The organism is Streptomyces sp. NPDC002092 (assembly GCF_053593775.1).
Map to the genome: position 1 here is coordinate 227,209 of NZ_JBSFDG010000012.1, position 17,470 is coordinate 244,678.

At 70.6% G+C, this 17,470-nt stretch carries 15 protein-coding genes and 1 riboswitch; of the genes, 6 read left to right on the top strand and 9 right to left on the bottom strand.

Annotation, left to right across the window (positions count from 1 at the left end; all coding sequences use genetic code 11):
* Nucleotides 1–263 precede the first annotated feature (263 nt).
* On the top strand, nucleotides 264–404 hold the full coding sequence (locus tag ACWCRD_RS27735; protein WP_450968487.1) for a hypothetical protein: 141 nt from the start codon (nucleotides 264–266) through the stop codon (nucleotides 402–404).
* 5 nt (nucleotides 405–409) lie between these two features.
* On the top strand, nucleotides 410–1,222 hold the full coding sequence (locus ACWCRD_RS27740; RefSeq protein WP_450968488.1) for a hypothetical protein: 813 nt from the start codon (nucleotides 410–412) through the stop codon (nucleotides 1,220–1,222).
* Nucleotides 1,223–1,511: 289 nt separating this feature from the next.
* Here the strand turns inward: ACWCRD_RS27740 and ACWCRD_RS27745 are convergent, their stop codons facing one another.
* From ACWCRD_RS27745 to ACWCRD_RS27760, 4 genes are read right to left on the bottom strand one after another with little or no spacing between them, the layout of a single operon-like run.
* Nucleotides 1,512–2,162 carry a thymidine kinase gene (locus ACWCRD_RS27745; RefSeq protein ID WP_450968489.1) on the bottom strand — a complete coding sequence of 217 codons (651 nt, stop codon included), beginning with the start codon at nucleotides 2,160–2,162 and terminating at the stop codon, nucleotides 1,512–1,514.
* A gap of 45 nt (nucleotides 2,163–2,207) precedes the next feature.
* Nucleotides 2,208–3,401: an alkaline phosphatase family protein gene (locus tag ACWCRD_RS27750; protein ID WP_450968490.1), complete on the bottom strand. Its 1,194-nt coding sequence runs from the start codon at nucleotides 3,399–3,401 to the stop codon at nucleotides 2,208–2,210.
* Complete coding sequence (locus ACWCRD_RS27755) at nucleotides 3,401–3,997, bottom strand: DUF5998 family protein (protein WP_450968491.1); 597 nt, start codon at nucleotides 3,995–3,997, stop codon at nucleotides 3,401–3,403. The genes ACWCRD_RS27750 and ACWCRD_RS27755 overlap by 1 nt, the downstream gene beginning before the upstream one ends.
* A 55-nt stretch (nucleotides 3,998–4,052) precedes the next feature.
* Nucleotides 4,053–6,881: a bifunctional acetate--CoA ligase family protein/GNAT family N-acetyltransferase gene (locus ACWCRD_RS27760; protein WP_450968492.1), complete on the bottom strand. Its 2,829-nt coding sequence runs from the start codon at nucleotides 6,879–6,881 to the stop codon at nucleotides 4,053–4,055.
* 208 nt (nucleotides 6,882–7,089) lie between these two features.
* Here ACWCRD_RS27760 and ACWCRD_RS27765 point away from each other — a divergent pair, with 208 nt between their 5' ends.
* On the top strand, nucleotides 7,090–7,371 hold the full coding sequence (locus tag ACWCRD_RS27765; protein WP_030605519.1) for an HPr family phosphocarrier protein: 282 nt from the start codon (nucleotides 7,090–7,092) through the stop codon (nucleotides 7,369–7,371).
* Nucleotides 7,372–7,511: 140 nt separating this feature from the next.
* Here ACWCRD_RS27765 and ACWCRD_RS27770 read toward each other — a convergent pair whose 3' ends face one another.
* From ACWCRD_RS27770 to ACWCRD_RS27785, 4 genes are all read right to left on the bottom strand, one after another.
* Nucleotides 7,512–8,204, bottom strand: a complete 693-nt coding sequence (locus tag ACWCRD_RS27770; protein ID WP_450968493.1) for a GntR family transcriptional regulator — start codon at nucleotides 8,202–8,204, stop codon at nucleotides 7,512–7,514.
* A gap of 186 nt (nucleotides 8,205–8,390) precedes the next feature.
* The gene (locus tag ACWCRD_RS27775; RefSeq protein ID WP_450968494.1) at nucleotides 8,391–9,155 is read right to left on the bottom strand and encodes a M23 family metallopeptidase; all 765 of its coding nucleotides are present in this window, start codon (nucleotides 9,153–9,155) and stop codon (nucleotides 8,391–8,393) included.
* 12 nt (nucleotides 9,156–9,167) lie between these two features.
* Nucleotides 9,168–9,364, bottom strand: a riboswitch (cyclic di-AMP (ydaO/yuaA leader).
* A 203-nt stretch (nucleotides 9,365–9,567) separates the two neighbouring features.
* A complete protein-coding gene (locus tag ACWCRD_RS27780) occupies nucleotides 9,568–10,956 on the bottom strand; it encodes a M16 family metallopeptidase (protein WP_450968495.1) in 1,389 nt (462 codons plus the stop codon).
* Entirely contained in the window at nucleotides 10,953–12,356 is a 1,404-nt protein-coding gene (locus ACWCRD_RS27785; protein WP_344401754.1) for a M16 family metallopeptidase, read from the bottom strand. The genes ACWCRD_RS27780 and ACWCRD_RS27785 overlap by 4 nt, the downstream gene beginning before the upstream one ends.
* Before the next feature lie 261 nt (nucleotides 12,357–12,617).
* On the opposite strand from ACWCRD_RS27785, the gene ACWCRD_RS27790 reads away from it, so the two are divergent.
* The gene (locus tag ACWCRD_RS27790; RefSeq protein ID WP_450968496.1) at nucleotides 12,618–15,074 is read left to right on the top strand and encodes a DNA gyrase/topoisomerase IV subunit A; all 2,457 of its coding nucleotides are present in this window, start codon (nucleotides 12,618–12,620) and stop codon (nucleotides 15,072–15,074) included.
* On the opposite strand, the gene ACWCRD_RS27795 is transcribed toward ACWCRD_RS27790, so the two are convergent.
* Complete coding sequence (locus ACWCRD_RS27795; protein WP_450968497.1) at nucleotides 15,071–16,162, bottom strand: CobW family GTP-binding protein; 1,092 nt, start codon at nucleotides 16,160–16,162, stop codon at nucleotides 15,071–15,073. The genes ACWCRD_RS27790 and ACWCRD_RS27795 overlap by 4 nt on opposite strands.
* A gap of 321 nt (nucleotides 16,163–16,483) precedes the next feature.
* On the opposite strand from ACWCRD_RS27795, the gene ACWCRD_RS27800 reads away from it, so the two are divergent.
* Nucleotides 16,484–17,023: a DUF6082 family protein gene (locus tag ACWCRD_RS27800; RefSeq protein WP_450968498.1), complete on the top strand. Its 540-nt coding sequence runs from the start codon at nucleotides 16,484–16,486 to the stop codon at nucleotides 17,021–17,023.
* A 145-nt stretch (nucleotides 17,024–17,168) separates the two neighbouring features.
* On the top strand, nucleotides 17,169–17,405 hold the full coding sequence (locus ACWCRD_RS27805; RefSeq protein ID WP_450968499.1) for a hypothetical protein: 237 nt from the start codon (nucleotides 17,169–17,171) through the stop codon (nucleotides 17,403–17,405).
* The last annotated feature ends 65 nt before the right edge of the window (nucleotides 17,406–17,470 follow it).

Here is a 17,470-nt window from a genome sequence, read left to right on the forward strand (position 1 = left end):
AATGATCCACCGGCACCGCGCCCCCGTCGTCCCGGCGGTGCCCTGTGGGGGATCTTAGGAACGCGCCGCGCAGCAGCACAGTCACGGTCCGGAGTTCGGACAGGTCGACGTCCTGGTCGACGTCCGCCCCTGGCCATGGCCGCTCCCGGAACTCCCTTGGGCATGGCCGCGGATGACCGTGCCGGACATGCTGATCACACAGCGATCACCCGCTGAGCACTCACTCATCACCCACCGCACGACGAATCACCAGGGGGACACCCATGTCTGCTTCTCACCTGTTCCGCGGCCTGTTCGCGACGCTCGCCGCGGTATTCGTCCTCGGCGGCGCGACAGGCACCGCGACGGCCGACACCGACCTTCAGGTCGTCGCCGCGAGCAGCGACTCGCTCATCTGGGGCTGATCCCGGTGACCCGACCCAGCGTTGCCGTCGTCGCGCCGTTGACCGGCCCGCGCACGGCGTGGGGCGCGGCCCTTCTCGGCCGGCTGGAGCGGGTCAGGGCCCTCCACCCGGATGCTGCCGAGTGGCACGTGCACGACGAGACGTCACATGTCGCCCATACCGTCGTCGGCGCCGGGTACGCGGCGGTCGTCGGCCACACCGACACGGAGGCCGCCAGGCAGGCGCTGGCGGTGTACCAGGCCGCCGGCCTGCCGTGCCTGCTGCCCTTCGTACGAGCCGGGGCGCCCGCACTGAGCTGGGCGCCGGACAGGGACGCGCTGGCCCGCACGATCGTCGAGGGCGCGATGGCGCTGGGCGCGGTGGCGCTCGCGGTTGCCCCGTACGAGGAACCCGACTGGACGACACTGGCGCTGGGAGTCGCCGAGGAAGCGGCGGCGGCCGGTCTCGCGCTGGGCCCCGGGGGCGCGCTGGCGGTGCTGGCACCCCAGGACCGGTTCGCGCGCCTCGCGACGGGCACCGGCCCCGTCCTCACGCCGGTGGAGTGCGGGCTGGTCTCCTTCGCCGAACTGTGCCGGGCGGCACGGGACCGTGAGGTGTGGGCCGTCCATCCGCAGATCTGCGCGGTACGCCGCGCCAAAACCGCCCTCACAGCGCTCGCCCAGACCCTGACCGAGGCCCCCGGCCTGCGCGGAACGGCGCTGACGACCGCGGTACGGGCCCACTCGGGAACCCTGCTCACGGCTGACGGAGCGCTTCTGGGCGGCGGTTGGCTGGTCTCCCGGCTGCCCTGGGTCTGCCCGGCGAGGGAACCACTCTGAACCCTTACCCGACGCCGCACAGACGCGAAGACCGTGAACCCGGCGAAACCGCTGATGGCGGGGTCTTCGGGCACCCAGTACACGGGCCGCCTCGGCGCCCCGCCGTCCCCCGCGCCGTAGGGCAAAAGCCCCCCTCAACGACAAGCCGCCCTGCCATAACCCCAGCTCAGCCCGCCATCCTTCGGCCACGCGCCCCGCCCAGGACGCGAACCTGCGAGCAAGGCCACACTCACTCCCCATGGCCAGCGCGGCCGGCAATCAAGTCGACGCGCCTCTCCTCGTCCAGAGGTCAAGTGGCAGTGACCGGCAACACGTCCGGCGACAACGCCGCTGCCCGCGCCGCGGTGCTCGTCATCCGCCGACGGTGATGACGTCGGCACAGCACCTCGTACCCGACCTCCGCCACCGACTGAGCCACGTCGCCCACGACGACCTGCTCCCCCTCGACGACCATCTCTCCACCCACGGTGCGCGCATTGTGCGTGGCCCGGGCACCGCACCAGCACATCGCCTCGACCTGCAAAGTCTCCAGGCGATCGGCAAGTTCGATCAGACGCTGGGAACCAGGGAAGAGTCTCGTCCGAAAGTCGGTGGTGATGCCGAACGCGAAGACGTCCAGCTCCAAGTCGTCCACGATCCGGGCCAGTTGGTCGATCTGTCCGGACAGCAGGAACTGGGCCTCGTCCACGATCACATAGTCGACCCGGCCGCCCCGAGACAGCTGCTCCACCACATATCCGTACAGATCCAGCCCCGGCCCGGCCTCAACCGCGTCGGTCACCAGCCCAAGACGCGACGACAGCTTGCCCTCGCCCGCACGGTCGTCACGCGTGAAGATCAGCCCCTGCAGACCACGCGCCGATCGATTATGTTCGATTTGTAGCGCCAAAGTCGACTTCCCGCAGTCCATGGTTCCGGAGAAGAACACCAGCTCGGGCATGGGGAGTTGAGCACCTTTCGGTGAAGGGGAACGGAGGGGTGGGCCTCAGGAGCGTACTTCGAGCAGGGGGACCAGTTGTTCGGCAGGGGTCATCGAGCCGTGGTTGCCGACCATCGCCGACTCCTTGGGCTCCCGCTCGGAGGCGATGATCAGGACGTCGTCGCGGGCGGCCGCGACCACGTCGCCGATGCGGGCGTACACGCGCTCGTCGATGTGCGGTCCGAACCAGCCCGCCGTGATCGCCTCGTCCCGCGAGGCCACCCAGAACTGCTCGCCGAGCACCTCGCGCCAGCAGGTGAGGACGTCGTTCTCGGCGCCGGGCACCGCGTACACGTGCCGGGCGCGGCCCTCGCCGCCCAGCAGGGCGACACCGGCGCGCAGTTCCCAGTCCTCGTCGAAGTCGATGCGGTGCTCTTCGTCGAAGGGGATGTCGACCATGCCGTGGTCGGCGGTGACGTACAGCGCGGTACGAGGCGGGAGTTGCTCGGCGAGGCGCTGGACGAGACGGTCGACGTGCATGAGCTGGCCGCGCCAGGTGTCGGACTCGACGCCGTAGCGGTGGCCGGCGCCGTCCAGTTCGGCGTAGTACGTGTAGACCAAGGAGCGGTCGCCGACGGCCAGTTGCGCGGCTGCGAGGTCCATGCGGTCCTCGCCGGACAGCCGGCCGTGGAATGTTCCGCCGCTGAGGGCGACCTGGGTCAGCGGGGTGTTCTGGAAGGTCGGCGAGGTCACCTGGGCCGCGTGCACCCCGGCCTGTTCGGCCAGCTGGAAGACGGTGGGGTACGGCTGCCAGGCGCGCGGCGACGTCCACGGCCGCCAGCGCAGCTGGTTCATCAGCTCGCCGGTCTCCGGGTTGCGCACGGTGTAGCCGGGCAGGCCGTGCGCGCCGGGCGGCAGACCGGTGCCGACGGAGGCGAGGGAGGTCGCGGTGGTCGCCGGGTAGCCCGCGGTCAGGGGGCGGCCGGTGCCGCCGCGCGAGGTACCGAGGAGCGAGGTCAGGAAGGGCGCTTCGTCCGAGTGCGCCTTCAGCTGCTCCCAGCCGAGCCCGTCGATCAGGAACACGCAGTTGCGGTCGGCGGGGGTCAGCTCGATGATCGCGGCGGTCATGTCCGGCACGCCCATGCCTGCGGCCAGTGTGGGCAGCAGGTCGGCGAGGGAGCCGCTGCCGTACTCGGGCTGTGGCGCGGAGTCGACGGCGAGGGGTTCCGGGTGGGTGTCCCAGGGAGCGGACTGCGACATCAGCGGGTGGTGTCCGCGGTGGCCTCGGAGAGCGACTGGGCGAAAGCGAGCGCCTGGCGGACGGTCTCCGGTCCGTCACCGGCCTCGCTGACGCGCAGGCTGAGGTCGTCCGCCGTCGAGTTGCCGGTGTATCCGTGGTCGGCGTCGCAGTTGGGGTCGCCGCAGGCGGCCGGCTCGAGGTCGATGCGCGAGACGGCGCCCCAGCCGATGGTGAGGACGACCTCGCGGGGCAGGGTGCCCGGCTGGTACTGCTCCGGGTTGGCGACCACGCGGCTGACCACGACCGAGGAGATCCGGCCGAGCTTCACGGACTCCGTCGAGGTCGTGGCGTACGGCGTCGGGGAGGTGGTGTCCGCGGCCTGCTCGTCGGTGTGGCTGACGATGAAGCGGTTGCCGGTGAGGACGAGCACCGTGACGTGCCGCCGCACCTCGTTCGCGTCGAAGGTGGTCTCCTGGTGGACCAGGTACGACCGGATGGGCTCGCCGCCCACGGCGGCCTCCACCGCCTCGGCCACGAGGGCCGGGTAGTAGCCGCTGCGCTCGATCGCCGCGCGCAGCCCCTGGGTCGTCGTACTGGTCTTGGCCATGACGTCCATCCTACGGGGGTGCACTGACTGCGAGGCACCGGTCAGCGTCGTCTTGGCGCACGTCTCAGTAGACGGGAAGGGTGCGTGGCCCGAGGTCGTCACGGGCCGGTGGCGGCGCGAGGCGGACGGAGGCGCCGAGGACGGTCAGACCTCGGGGTGCGACGACGACCGGTTCCAGGGTCACCGCGACGACCTCGGGGTGGTCGTCGACCAGTCTGGAGACCCTCAGCAGCAGCTCTTCCAGTGCGGGGGTGTCGACCGGGGTGGAGCCGCGCCAGCCGAACAGGAGCGGCGCCGTCCGGATCGACCGGACCAGGGAGGTGGCCTCCCGGTCGGTGACCGGGACCAGCCGGTGCGCCATGTCGCCGAGCAGCTGGGAGGCGGCTCCGGCGAGCCCGAAGGACAGGACGGCCCCGGCCGCCGGGTCGATGACGGCCCGTACCACCGTGTCCACGCCGCGCGGTGCCATCCCCTGCACCACCGGCCTGAGCTCCTCCGGCTTCCCGAACAGCTCGGTCAACTCGGCGTACGCGCGCCGCAGTTGCTCCTCGTCCGCGAGATCCAGGCGTACGCCGCCCAGGTCGGCGCGGTGGCGCAGGTGCGGGGCGGTGGCCTTGAGGGCGACGGGGTAGCCGAGGGTCTCGGCGGCCCGGACCGCGTCGTCCGGGGTGAAGGCGGGCACCGCCCTGCGCACGGGGATGCCGTACTGCCCGAGCAGCTCGCAGGTGTCCTCGGTGCCGAGCGTGAGCCCCTGCCCGCGCGCGAGCATCCGGTCGATGAGCCGGGCGGCGCCCTTCTCGTCGATGTCCTCGTACTCGGGCACCTTGCCGGGGTCGGCGCTGTCGCGGCGCCATTGCGCGTACTTCACGGCTTCGCCGAGGGCACGGACGGCGCGCTCGGCGGCGGGGTAGGCGGGGATGAGGCGGGAGCAGGTGGCGGGGGCCGCGGGCTCCTGTGTGCGTGCCGGAGGGGGCAGTTGCTGTGAGGGGCGCAGCCGGCGGGTGGCGGTCGCCGTGGTGTCCGGCTGCGGTGCGGTGCTGGTCGCGGCCGACAGGGCCGCAGCGAGGCCGCCGAGTTCCACGTGCACCACCAGTACGGGCTTGCCCGGCACGGACTCCGCGGCCGATCGCAGCGCCTCCGCCAGCTCGGCATCCCCCGGCGACCCCTCGCCGATCGCCGGGATCGCGGTCACCACCACCGCATCGCACGAGTCGTCCCCGAGGGCCCGCAGCAGCGCCTGGTGGAAGTCCTCCGCCGAGGCGCCGGTGGTCAGGTCCAGTGGCCTGAGGGGCCTGAGCCCCTCGGAGAGGCAGGCGTCGTACGTGAGCAGCCCGAGGGACTCGGAGTTCCCGAGGATCGCCACCCGTGGGCCGGCCGGCAGGGGCTGCCGTGCGAGCAGCAGGCCCGCGTCGACCAGCTCGGTGATCGTGTCCACGCGGATCAGGCCGGCCTGCCTGAGCAGCGCGGACACCGTGGCGTGCGGCAACCGGGTGGCCCGTACGGCATGGCCCTGCGGGGCGGATCCGGCGCCCTGGACCACGACCAGCGGCTTCGCGGCGGCCGTGCGCCGGGCGAGGCGGGTGAACTTGCGCGGGTTGCCGATGGACTCCAGGTACATGAGGACGACATCGGTGTCGGGGTCGTCGTACCAGTACTGGATGAGGTCGTTGCCGGACACGTCCGCGCGGTTGCCGGACGACACGAAGGTGGACACGCCCGTGACTCCGGTGACGCCGCCGCCGCGGCGCTGCAGCCTGGACAGCAGCGCGATGCCGATGGCGCCGGACTGGGCGAACAGACCGATCCGGCCGGGGCGGGGCATCTCGGGGGCGAGTGAGGCGTTGAGTCGTACCTCGGAGGACGTGTTGATGATCCCGAAGGCGTTCGGCCCGATGATCCGCATGCCGTACGTGCGCGCGTGCCGTACGAGTTCGCGCTGGCGCTCGCGCCCCTCGGGCCCGCTCTCGGCGTACCCGGCGGAGACGACGACGAGTCCCTGCACGCCGTGCTCTCCGCACTCGGTGACCGCCTCAAGGACATGCTCGGCGGGCACGGCGACGACCGCGAGATCGACGGGGGCGTCGATGTCCCGGACGGAGCGGTGGGCGGGGACGCCGGCGAGTTCCTTGACGTCTTCGGGGAGCGCCTTGTTCACGGCGTACAGCGACCCGGTGAAGCCTGCGTCCCGGATGTTGTCGAGGATGCTGCGGCCCACGCCTGAGGGGGTGCGGCCCGCACCGACGACGGCGACCGAGCCGGGCATGAGCAGCCGTCGTACGGACCGCGCCTCGGCACGCTGCTCACGCGCACGCTGGACGGCGAGGGAGCGGTCGGTGGGTTCGAGGTCGAACTCCAGGCGTACGACGCCGTCCTCGAAGCTGCGCTTCTGGGTGTACCCGGCGTCCGTGAACACCTTGATCATCTTGGTGTTGGCGGGCAGCACCTCGGCTGCGAAGCGGCGGATGCCACGCTCCCGGGCGACCGCGCCGATGTGTTCGAGGAGGGCGGAGGCGACACCGCGCCCCTGGTGGGCGTCCTGCACGAGGAAGGCGACCTCGGCCTCGTCGGCCGGGGCCGAGGCGGGCATGCCGTCGGCACCGATGCGGTCATAGCGTACGGTGGCGATGAACTCGCCGCCGACCGTGGCCGCGAGTCCCACCCGGTCCACAAAGTCGTGGTGCGTGAAGCGGTGGACGTCCTTGGCGGACAGACGAGGGTAGGGCGCGAAGAAGCGGTAGTACTTCGACTCGTCCGAAACCTGCTCGTAGAAGCTGACTAGGCGCTCGGCGTCATCAACGGTGATGGGGCGGATGCGCGCGGTGCCGCCGTCGCGCAGCACCACGTCGGCCTCCCAGTGGGCGGGGTACTCGTGCCGGTCCGGCGAGGTCTGCATGGGCCCCAGAGTACGGCTCGCGTCTGACAACGGCGCGAGGCAGTCTGTGGAGAACACGGCAGTCCGTCGAGAAGAGAACAAGGACGGAAGTCGGGCCGAGGCCGCGGCCCGACCGCCCACCCCGGACGGGACACAGAACCGCTCCGGAGACGTTTCACGTGTGGGAAACTGGTCTAGACAACCCTGAGACTCTGAAGGGCAGCATCACATGGCTGAGCGCCGCGTCAACGTCGGCTGGGCCGAGGGCCTCCACGCCCGCCCCGCTTCCATCTTCGTCCGGGCCGCCACGGCCGCAGGTATCCCGGTGACGATCGCCAAGGCCGACGGAAACCCCGTCAACGCGGCCTCCATGCTGGCCGTTCTCGGCCTGGGCGCCCAGGGCGGCGAGGAGATCGTCCTCGCCTCCGAGGCCGAGGGTGCGGACGTCGCCCTCGACCGGCTGGCGAAGCTGGTCTCCGAGGGGCTCGAGGAGCTTCCCGAGACCGTCTGATCACGGCACCACAGAAGGGCTCGTCCGAATTGCCGGGCGGGCCCTTTGCTTTTTCCGCGCAGGGGCGGTGGAATTATCGATCGCGGGCAGCAGAAATAATGCCCCCGCGAATTGTTCCCTCTTTGTATACGGCGCGCGTGTTAATGCCGCAGGCCCGACATGTTTACGGCATGTTGCGAGTTCCTCACACCGTTCGCCCGCTCCGGGCCGCCGAACCGCAGCCGGTGCACCGCGCTCGAACGCTCGGTGTGCAGCGTCGTCACCACCCGCGCGCGCTCGCTGTCGCCGCGGGCCACGGCGTCGACGATCGCGCCGTGCTCCGCCCAGGACTCCACGGGGTTGGCCGGCGCCTCCACCGCGTACATCCAGGCGATCTTGTGGCGCAGCTGGGTCAGCATCGAGGTCAACGCGGGGCTGCCGGAGGCCTGGGCGAGCGTCTCGTGGAACCAGCCACCCAGGGAGCGCAGATCCTCGCTGCTGCCCCTCCTGGCCCGCTCCTGGCCCAGTCTGACCAGGCCGCGCAGCACCTTGAGATGGGCGTCGGTGCGCCGCTGGGCGGCCCGGGAGGCGCCGAGCGGTTCCAGCAGCATGCGCATCTCCAGCAGGTCGGCGGCCTCCTGCTCGGTGGGTTCCGCGACGCACGCGCCCGCGTGCCGCCGGGTCACGACGAAGCCCTCGGCCTCCAGGGTGCGCAGGGCCTCGCGCACGGGGACGCGCGAGACGCCGTAGCGGCGCGCGAGGAGTTCCTCGGTGAGGCGGCTGCCGCGCTCGTAGACACCGGCGACGATGTCGTCCCGGATCGCCGTGCACACCGAGTGCGCCGGAATACGCATGACCGACCTCCGACTTAATCCCCGTGAAACGTCGATGATTGACGTGTATCGGTGACTCTATTGCACGGAGCCGGAATTTCCGACGGCGGGTTGGAATCCATGGATATTTTTTGGACAGCGGGGCGGCAGAAACACCGAAAGCCCCGGCTCGGGAGCCGGGGCTTCAGCAGATCCTGCGATCCGTCGTCAGACGTTCACGCCATGCGAGCGCAGGTAGGCGACGGGGTCGATGTCCGAGCCGTACTCGGGCGTCGTGCGGGCCTCGAAGTGCAGGTGCGGTCCGGTGGTGTTACCGGTCGCGCCGGAGAGGCCTATCTGCTGGCCCGGGGTGACCGTCTGGCCCACCGAGACGCCGATGGACGACAGATGGCCGTACTGGGTGTACGTGCCGTCGTTCATCTTGATCACGATCTGGTTGCCGTAGGCGCCGCCCCAGCCGGTCTGCACGACGGTGCCGGCGCCGACCGCGTGGACGGCCGTGCCGCTCGCGGCGTGGAAGTCGATGCCGGTGTGGCTGCCGGAGGACCACAGGGAACTGCTGGCCCGGTAGCCGGTGGAGACGTACGAGTTCGATATCGGCGCCACGAACGTGTTGAGGCGCTTGCGCTCGGCCTCGCGGGCGGCGCGCTCCTTGGCCTCGCGCTCCTGCTTGGCCTGGGCGGCGGCCTTCTCGCGTGCCGCCTCCAGGGCCGCCTTCTTGAGCGCGGCCTCCTCAGCGGCCTGCTTCTGGGCGTCGGCCTGGGCGTCGATCTTGTCGGCGATGGTGTTGCCGATGGTGATGACGGGGGTGAGGCCGGTCTGCTCGACGGCGTTGTCGGCGGCGAGCGCGGGGGCTGCGAGGCTGCCGATGACGCCGGTGGCGGCGAGGGCCGCGACCCCGGCGGCACGGGTGGTGGTGCGGTGCATCCGTGCGGGACGACGGTGCTTCCCGGTGGCGCGCGTGAACGCCATGTGGTGGCTGGTCCTTTCCTTCCCTCTCGCCTACCGGGTTAGCTGACGGGTTCGGAGCAGGAAGGTCTCCTACGGACCCCCTCGCTGCACGCGCGGGCGTCCGATTCACCCCAGGGACTTGGGCCCCTCCAGCCGCGAAGGCGGCGACAGGAGGGCGGGTCCCCGGCTCCCCTGGCTCGCGCCGTACGGGGACTCGGCGATGGCTGTCCGGTGCCGCGGATGCGGCGCGGTGCCTGACGGACAGCCCGGAAGACGCTAAGCGGGGCCGCTTTCAATCCCCAAACGGATCACGGCGTTTGTAGCGCATCCCACAGGGCAGACAGGCAACTCTCCTTCGATTCTCTGCCAATTCGGACATAAGAGGGCCCTGGTGACGCATCCCTCACCAGGGCCCTCCCACGCGCGCGTGCCGCTACTCGGCCGACACCACGGTGACTTCACCGATCCCGAGCGCCGCGACGGGCTCCTTGATCTGCGCCGCGTCACCGACGAGAACCGTCACCAGGCGGTCCACCGGGAAGGCGCTCACGACCGCCGCGGTGGCCTCCACGGTGCCGGTCGCGGCGAGCTGCTGGTACAGCGTGGCCTGGTAGTCGTCGGGCAGGTGCTGCTCGACCTGGTCGGCCAGCGTGCTCGCGACGGCAGCCGCGGTCTCGTACTTCAGCGGCGCCACACCGACGAGGTTCTGTACGGCGACATCGCGCTCGGCGTCGGTGAGGCCGCCCTCGGCGAGGGTCCGGAGCACCTTCCAGAGGTCGTCGAGCGCCGGGCCGGTGTTCGGCGTGTCGACGGAGCCGCTGATGGCGAGCATCGCGGCACCGGAGCCGTCCGGGGCGGACCTGAGGACCTGGCCGAACGCGCGCACACCGTAGGTGTAGCCCTTCTCCTCGCGCAGGACGCGGTCCAGGCGCGAGGTGAGGGTGCCGCCGAGGCAGTACGTGCCGAGCACCTGGGCGGGCCACACGCGGTCGTGCCGGTCGGCGCCGACGCGGCCGATGAGCAGCTGCGTCTGGACGGCACCGGGACGGTCGACGATGATCACCCGCCCGGTGTCGTCGGCGGTCACCGGCGGCACGGCGCGGGGTTCGGCCTTGGAGCCGGTCCAGGCGCCCAGGGTGTCGCCGAGCAGCGCGTCCAGGTCGATGCCGGTGAGGTCGCCGACGATGACGGCGGTGGCCGTGGCGGGCCGGACATGGCGGTCGTAGAAGGCGCGTACGGCCGCCGCATCGATCTTCTCGACCGTCTCCTCGGTGCCCTGGCGCGGGCGCGACATGCGCGAGGTCGCCGGGAACAGCTCCTTGGAGAGCTCCTTGGCGGCACGGCGCGAGGGGTTGGCCAGCTCGTGCGGGATCTCGTCCAGGCGGTTGCGGACCAGCCGCTCGACCTCGCTGTCGGCGAACGCGGGCGCCCTGAGGGCGTCGGCGAGCAGACCGAGTGCCTTGGCGAGACGGGAGGCCGGGACCTCCAGGCTCAGACGTACGCCCGGGTGGTCGGCGTGCGAGTCGAGGGTGGCGCCGCAGCGCTCCAGCTCGGCGGCGAACTCCTCGGCGGAGTGCTTGTCGGTGCCCTCCGAGAAGGCCCGCGCCATGATCGTGGCGACGCCTTCGAAACCGGCCGGCTCGGCCTCCAGAGGTGCGTCAAGGAGCACCTCGACGGCGACGACCTGCTGGCCGGGGCGGTGGCAGCGCAGAACGGTCAGGCCGTTGTCGAGCGCGCCGCGCTCGGGGGACGGGAAGGCCCACGGCTTGGCCTCGCCCGCCCGGGGCTGCGGGTGGAACTGCATCGTGGCGAGCTCGGTCACTTGGCCGCCTCCTCGTTCTGGTCGGTGGCTTCCACCGTGGCTTCGGACTCGGGGTCTTCAGGGAAGTCCTCGTCCTGGGTGTGCTCCGCGGACTCGGGCGAGAGCGGCTCGTAGACGAGCACCGCGCGGTTGTCGGGGCGCAGGCGGGCCTTGGCGACCTCCTGGACCTCCTCGGCCGTCACCTCCAGGACGCGCTGGACGGCGGTGAGGGCGAGCTGCGGGTCGCCGAAGAGGACGGCGAAGCGGCACAGTTCGTCGGCGCGGCCCGCGACCGTGCCGAGCCGGTCCAGCCACTCGCGCTCCAACTGGGCCTGGGCGCGCTCCATTTCCTCGGCCGTGGGGCCCTCCGCGGCGAACCGGGCGAGCTCCTCGTCGATGGCGGCCTCGATGACCGGCACCTCGACGTCCCCGGAGGTCTTCACGTCCAGCCAGCCGAGGGAGGGCGCTCCGGCCAGCCGCAGCAGGCCGAATCCGGCCGCGACGGCCGTACGGTCGCGCCGTACCAGCCGGTTGTACAGGCGGGAGGACTCGCCGCCGCCGAGGACGGTGAGCGCCAGGTCGGCGGCGTCCGCCTCGCGCGTGCCGTCCTGCGGCAGCCGGTAGGCCGCCATCAGGGCGCGCGCCGGGACCTCCTCCTCGATGACCTCGCGCAGCTGCTCACCGATGATCTCGGGCAGCGAGCCGTCGCGGGGCTCCGGCTTCCCGTCGTGCGAGGCGATGGACCCGAAGTACTTCTCGATCCAGGCGAGCGTCTGCTCCGGGTCGATGTCCCCGACGACCGAGAGGACGGCGTTGCCCGGCGCGTAGTACGTGCGGAAGAACGCGCGCGCGTCCTCCAGGGTCGCCGCGTCCAGGTCGGCCATCGAGCCGATCGGCGTGTGGTGGTAGGGGTGGCCCTCCGGGTAGGCGAGGGCGGTCAGCCTCTCGAACGCCGTGCCGTACGGCACGTTGTCGTAGCGCTGCCTGCGCTCGTTCTTGACGACGTCCCGCTGGTTCTCCATGGACTCGTCGTCGAGGGCGGCGAGCAGGGAGCCCATCCGGTCGGCCTCCAGCCAGAGGGCGAGCTCCAACTGGTGGGCGGGCATGGTCTCGAAGTAGTTGGTGCGCTCGAAGCTGGTGGTGCCGTTCAGCGAGCCGCCGGCGCCCTGCACCAGCTCGAAGTGCCCGTTGCCCTTGACCTGTCCGGAGCCCTGGAACATCAGGTGCTCGAAAAGGTGAGCCAGGCCGGTACGTCCCTTGACTTCGTGGCGCGAGCCGACGTCGTACCAGAGGCACACCGCCGCGACCGGGGTCAGGTGATCCTCCGAGAGCACCACGCGCAGGCCGTTGGCCAGGCGGTGCTCGGTCGCTGTCAGGCCCCCGGTGCCTGCCTGGTCTGTGGCCGTGTGACCCATGGGCATGTACGTCCCTTCGCCTCGCGGATGCGGTGGTTCGAACCGCGGTTTTCCTGCCGGTCCTGCCACTGTATGCAAGCGTGCAGATCGTCGGCGAAGTTCCCGGCCGACGTACGCCCACAGCGGATCGCGTAGCCTTCCGCCACGCCGGGAACCTACTTCGACGCCAGGTCCTCGTCCGCGTTGTCAGTGCCGCGGTCCACAATGGTCGCGTCAGAACCCGTTCACGCTTCAGCGCGAGCAGCCAGAAAAGAGGAGCCGGCAGCGATGGCCCGCCGCAGCACGAAGACCCCGCCGCCCGACGACTCGTTCGAGGAGCGCATCCTCGACATCGACGTCGTCGACGAGATGCAGGGCTCCTTCCTCGAGTACGCGTACTCGGTCATCTACTCCCGAGCCCTGCCCGACGCCCGCGACGGCCTCAAGCCGGTCCACCGCCGCATCGTCTACCAGATGAACGAGATGGGGCTGCGCCCCGACCGCGGCTATGTGAAGTGCGCGCGCGTGGTCGGCGAGGTCATGGGCAAGCTGCACCCGCACGGCGACGCGTCGATCTACGACGCCCTGGTACGCATGGCCCAGCCCTTCTCCATGCGCGTGCCGCTCGTCGACGGCCACGGCAACTTCGGCTCGCTGGGCAACGACGACCCGCCGGCCGCCATGCGGTACACCGAGTGCCGCCAAGCGCAGGCGACGAGCCTGATGACGGAGTCGATCGACGAGGACACGGTCGACTTCGCGCCCAACTACGACGGCCAGGAGCAGGAGCCGGTCGCCCTGCCCGCGGCCTTCCCGAACCTGCTGGTGAACGGCTCGTCGGGCATCGCGGTCGGCATGGCGACGAACATGCCGCCGCACAACCTCGCCGAGGTCATCGCGGCCGCCCGGCACCTGATCCGCTACCCGGCCGCGGACCTCGACACCCTGATGAAGCACGTTCCCGGGCCGGACCTGCCCACCGGTGGCCGCATCGTGGGCCTCGCCGGCATCCGGGACGCGTACGAGACGGGCCGCGGCACCTTCAAGATCCGTGCCACGGTCGAGATCGAGACCGTCACCGCCCGCCGCAAGGGCCTGGTCATCACCGAACTGCCCTTCACGGTCGGCCCGGAGAAGGTGATCGCCAAGATCAAGGACCTGGTCGGCTCCAAGAAGATCCAGGGCATCGCCGACGTCAAGGACCTCACCGACCGCGCGCACGGCCTGCGCCTGGTCATCGAGATCAAGAACGGCTTCGTGCCGGAGGCCGTCCTGGAGCAGCTGTACAAGCTGACGCCGATGGAGGAGTCCTTCGGCATCAACAACGTCGCACTGGTGGACGGCCAGCCGCTCACCCTGGGCCTCAAGGAGCTCCTGGAGGTCTACCTCGACCACCGCTTCGAGGTCGTGCGCCGCCGCAGCGAGTTCCGCCGCACCAAGCGCCGCGACCGGCTGCACCTGGTGGAGGGCCTGCTGACGGCCCTCGTCGACATCGACGAGGTCATCCGGCTGATCCGCTCCAGCGAGAACAGCGCGCAGGCGAAGGAACGCCTGATGGAGCGCTTCTCGCTCTCGGAGATCCAGACCCAGTACATCCTCGACACACCGCTGCGCCGTCTCACCAAGTACGACCGCATCGAGCTGGAGTCGGAGAAGGAGAAGCTGAACGCGGAGATCGCGGAGCTGACCCGGATCCTGGAGTCGGACGCGGAGCTGCGCAAGCTGGTCTCCTCCGAACTGGCCGCGGTGGCCAAGAAGTTCGGCACCGAGCGGCGTACGGTCCTGCTGGAGGCCTCGGGCGCCCCGGCGGCCGCCGTACCGCTGCAGGTCGCGGACGACCCCTGCCGGGTGCTGCTCTCCTCCACGGGCCTGCTGGCCCGCACGTCGAACGGCGAGCCCTTCCCGGAGGACGCCGACGCCCGGCGCACCAAGCACGACGTGATCGTGTCGGCGGTCCCGGCGACGGCACGCGGCGAGATCGGCGCGGTGACCTCCTCCGGCCGCCTTCTGCGGATCAACGTCGTCGACCTTCCCCAGCTGCCGGAGACGGCGTCGGCGCCGAACCTCTCCGGCGGTGCGCCCCTGTCGGAGTTCCTCTCCCTGGAGGACGACGAGACGGTGGTCTGCCTGACCACGCTGGACGAGTCCTCCCCCGGCCTCGCCCTCGGCACCGAACAGGGCGTCGTCAAGCGAGTGGTCCCCGACTACCCGTCCAACAAGGAGGAGTTGGAGGTCATCACGCTCAAGGACGGCGACCGGATCGTCGGCGCGGTGGAGCTGCGCACCGGTGAGGAGGACCTCGTCTTCATCACGGACGACGCGCAGCTGCTGCGCTACCAGGCCTCGCAGGTCCGGCCCCAGGGCCGTCCGGCGGGCGGTATGGCGGGCATCAAGCTCACCGAGGGCGCGAAGGTCATCTCCTTCACTGCGGTGGACCCGGCGGCGGATGCGGTCGTGTTCACGGTCGCGGGCTCGCGCGGCACGCTCGACGACTCGGTCCAGACGACGGCCAAGCTGACCCCGTTCGACCAGTACCCGCGCAAGGGCCGCGCCACCGGCGGGGTGCGCTGCCAGCGGTTCCTCAAGGGCGAGGACTGCCTCTCCCTGGCCTGGGCGGGTACCGTCCCGGCCAAGGCGGCCCAGAAGAACGGCACCCCGGCCGACCTCCCCGAGATCGACCCGCGCCGCGACGGCTCGGGCGTGTCCCTGCCGAAGACGGTGGCGGTGGTGGCGGGCCCCGTCTAGGCCGGTGGCTCCACGAGATCCTCTTCCGGATCCTGTACGTAGCGCAGGACGCCCCACATACCGTGCTCGTCGGCGGTGTGCGGGGCGTCGCTGTTGCACGCCTCGAGTTCCTTGCCGAGGGCGGGCGCGTCGATGCCGGAGCCGATGAGGACCAGCTGGGTGAGGCGGGCGTCGCCCGGCGCCCAGGGCTCCGGGTAGAACCGGAGGAAGCGCCCCACCACGTGCACGGCGTAGCGGTGGTGGACGTCGTACGCTCCGAAGTCGACGTACCCCTTGATCCGGTACAGCCCTTCGGGCCTGCTGTCGAGGAATTCCATCAACCGGCGTGGGTTCAGGGGCACTTCGGAGCTGAAGGACAGGCTGTCGTAGGCCGCGTGCAGATGATCGGCGTGTCCGTGCTCGCCGTATTCCTCATGTTCACCGTCTTCGCCGGGTTCGTGCAGGTCGTCGAAGGACAGCTGCCCGATGCGCTCCTCGCTGGGCCTGCAGTCGAAGAGCAACTCGGGATCGATGCGGCCGTAGGTGGCCGGGACGACGGCTGCACGGTCGATGAGGGAGCGGACGAGCCCGAGGACGCGCTCTGCGTCCGGTGCCCGGTCGAGCTTGTTGACGACGACGAGGTCGGCCAGGGCGAGGTGCCGGTCGATCTCGGGGTGCTTCACGCGCGTGTCGTCGAACTCGGCGGCGTCGACGACCTCGACGAGCCCGCCGTACACGATCCCCGGTTGCTCACTCGCGAGCACCATGCGCACGAGTTCCTGGGGCTCGGCGAGGCCGCTGGCCTCGATCACGATGACGTCGATGCCGGCGGAGGGCCGGGCGAGCCGCTCGAGATAGAGGTCGAGCTCGCTGACGTCCACGGCACAGCACAGACAGCCGTTTCCGAGCGAGACGGTGGAATCACCGAGCGCTCCGGCCACGGCCATGGCGTCGATCTCGATGGCACCGAAGTCATTGACGACGGCACCGATACGGCTGCCACCGCTGCGGTGGAGGAGGTGATTGAGAAGGGTGGTCTTGCCGGAGCCCAGGAATCCGGCGAGTACGACGACCGGGATCTGCCGGAGGCTGTGGCTCGGCTGACTCAACGTGCGACCTCTCTGACACCGACGCGTGCACCGGATCGCGGTCCCGGCGCACACACGAGGATTGAATGCCGGACCAGGATACGAGCCGGAATAATCCCCGCGAAGTGAACGATTGTTAGCAGCACTTGCGGGGCAGACGTTGGGCAAGGCGCCGGAGCGGGCGACCCTCGCTTCCCTCCATGCGCCTCCTCTCCGCCTCCCTGCCGATCAGAGCCGCTCGGCACCCTGGGAGACGGCAAGCGCCGCCCACCGCTCGCCGGTCCCCATCAGTCGACCCGCACCCCGACGACCGGCGGACGGCCGCCTGACCCGGGGGTTGACATGGCCACACAGAACTTTGGGACGCGGGGGCTCGGTGCCGCCGCAGCCGCAGGGGCCGCCTTCGCCGTGGGAGCCCTCACCGTCGTCGCCGCGTACCGGCATTGGTACGCAGACCCGCGCTCACGCAACGAAGAACTCGATGCCCGACGAGCGCGGCTCGTCGACCATCAGCGCCTTCAACTCCGCCTGCTCGACAAGGCCATGGACGATCCTGAACTGGCCGCCGTGCTGAGCACCGTCGAAACCGACTCACCTGCGCAGCGACGGCAGTACCTCTTCGCCAACGCCCTCTACGCCAATGCCGTCTTCGGCTACCGCATCGGCATCGCCGATCTGGAAGAGCTGCGGGGGCACCTTCGGGTACTGGTCCGCAATGCCGTCTTCCGCGCGTACTGGGAGGCCACCCGCCCGCACCGGGCCAGCCTGCAGAACGACTCGGAAGAGGGACGTGTCGGCATGATGGTGGACACGCTCATTCGCGATCTGGATGAGGCCGACACGGACGAATGGTGGGTGGTGGGTGAACCTCCTGCCGACTGAGGACGGTGCAAACAAAGGGACAACACGGTACTGCATGCGGCCAGTTGGCTCAGTCGTGCGGCCATCCGAGTGGTAACGTCTGCGGTATTCTCCGTCCCCATGAGTCACAGTGAGTAACAACCGACGCATGAGGACCTGATCCCCCTTGAAAATCGTGCGCCGGATCGGCGCCTCCCCCCGCGAGCGCGGCAGCATGTCCGGCGAGACCTGCCCGGACATCTTTGAGCTGAGCGATGGCAACTTCGCGGTCATCGGAACCGAGGCCACCGCAGAGCTCGACGATCTGCTCCCTTCCGACGCGGCCCGCGCCGACCATGAGCGGATCGTGATCGTGAGCAGGGAAACCCTGCTTCGCGCCAAAACGGACATCCCTGACGCCTGACCCCTCGGGCGACGAGCCACCCTCGCCTCGTTCCCGTCCCTCGCCCCGCCGCACCCCATCGAGGA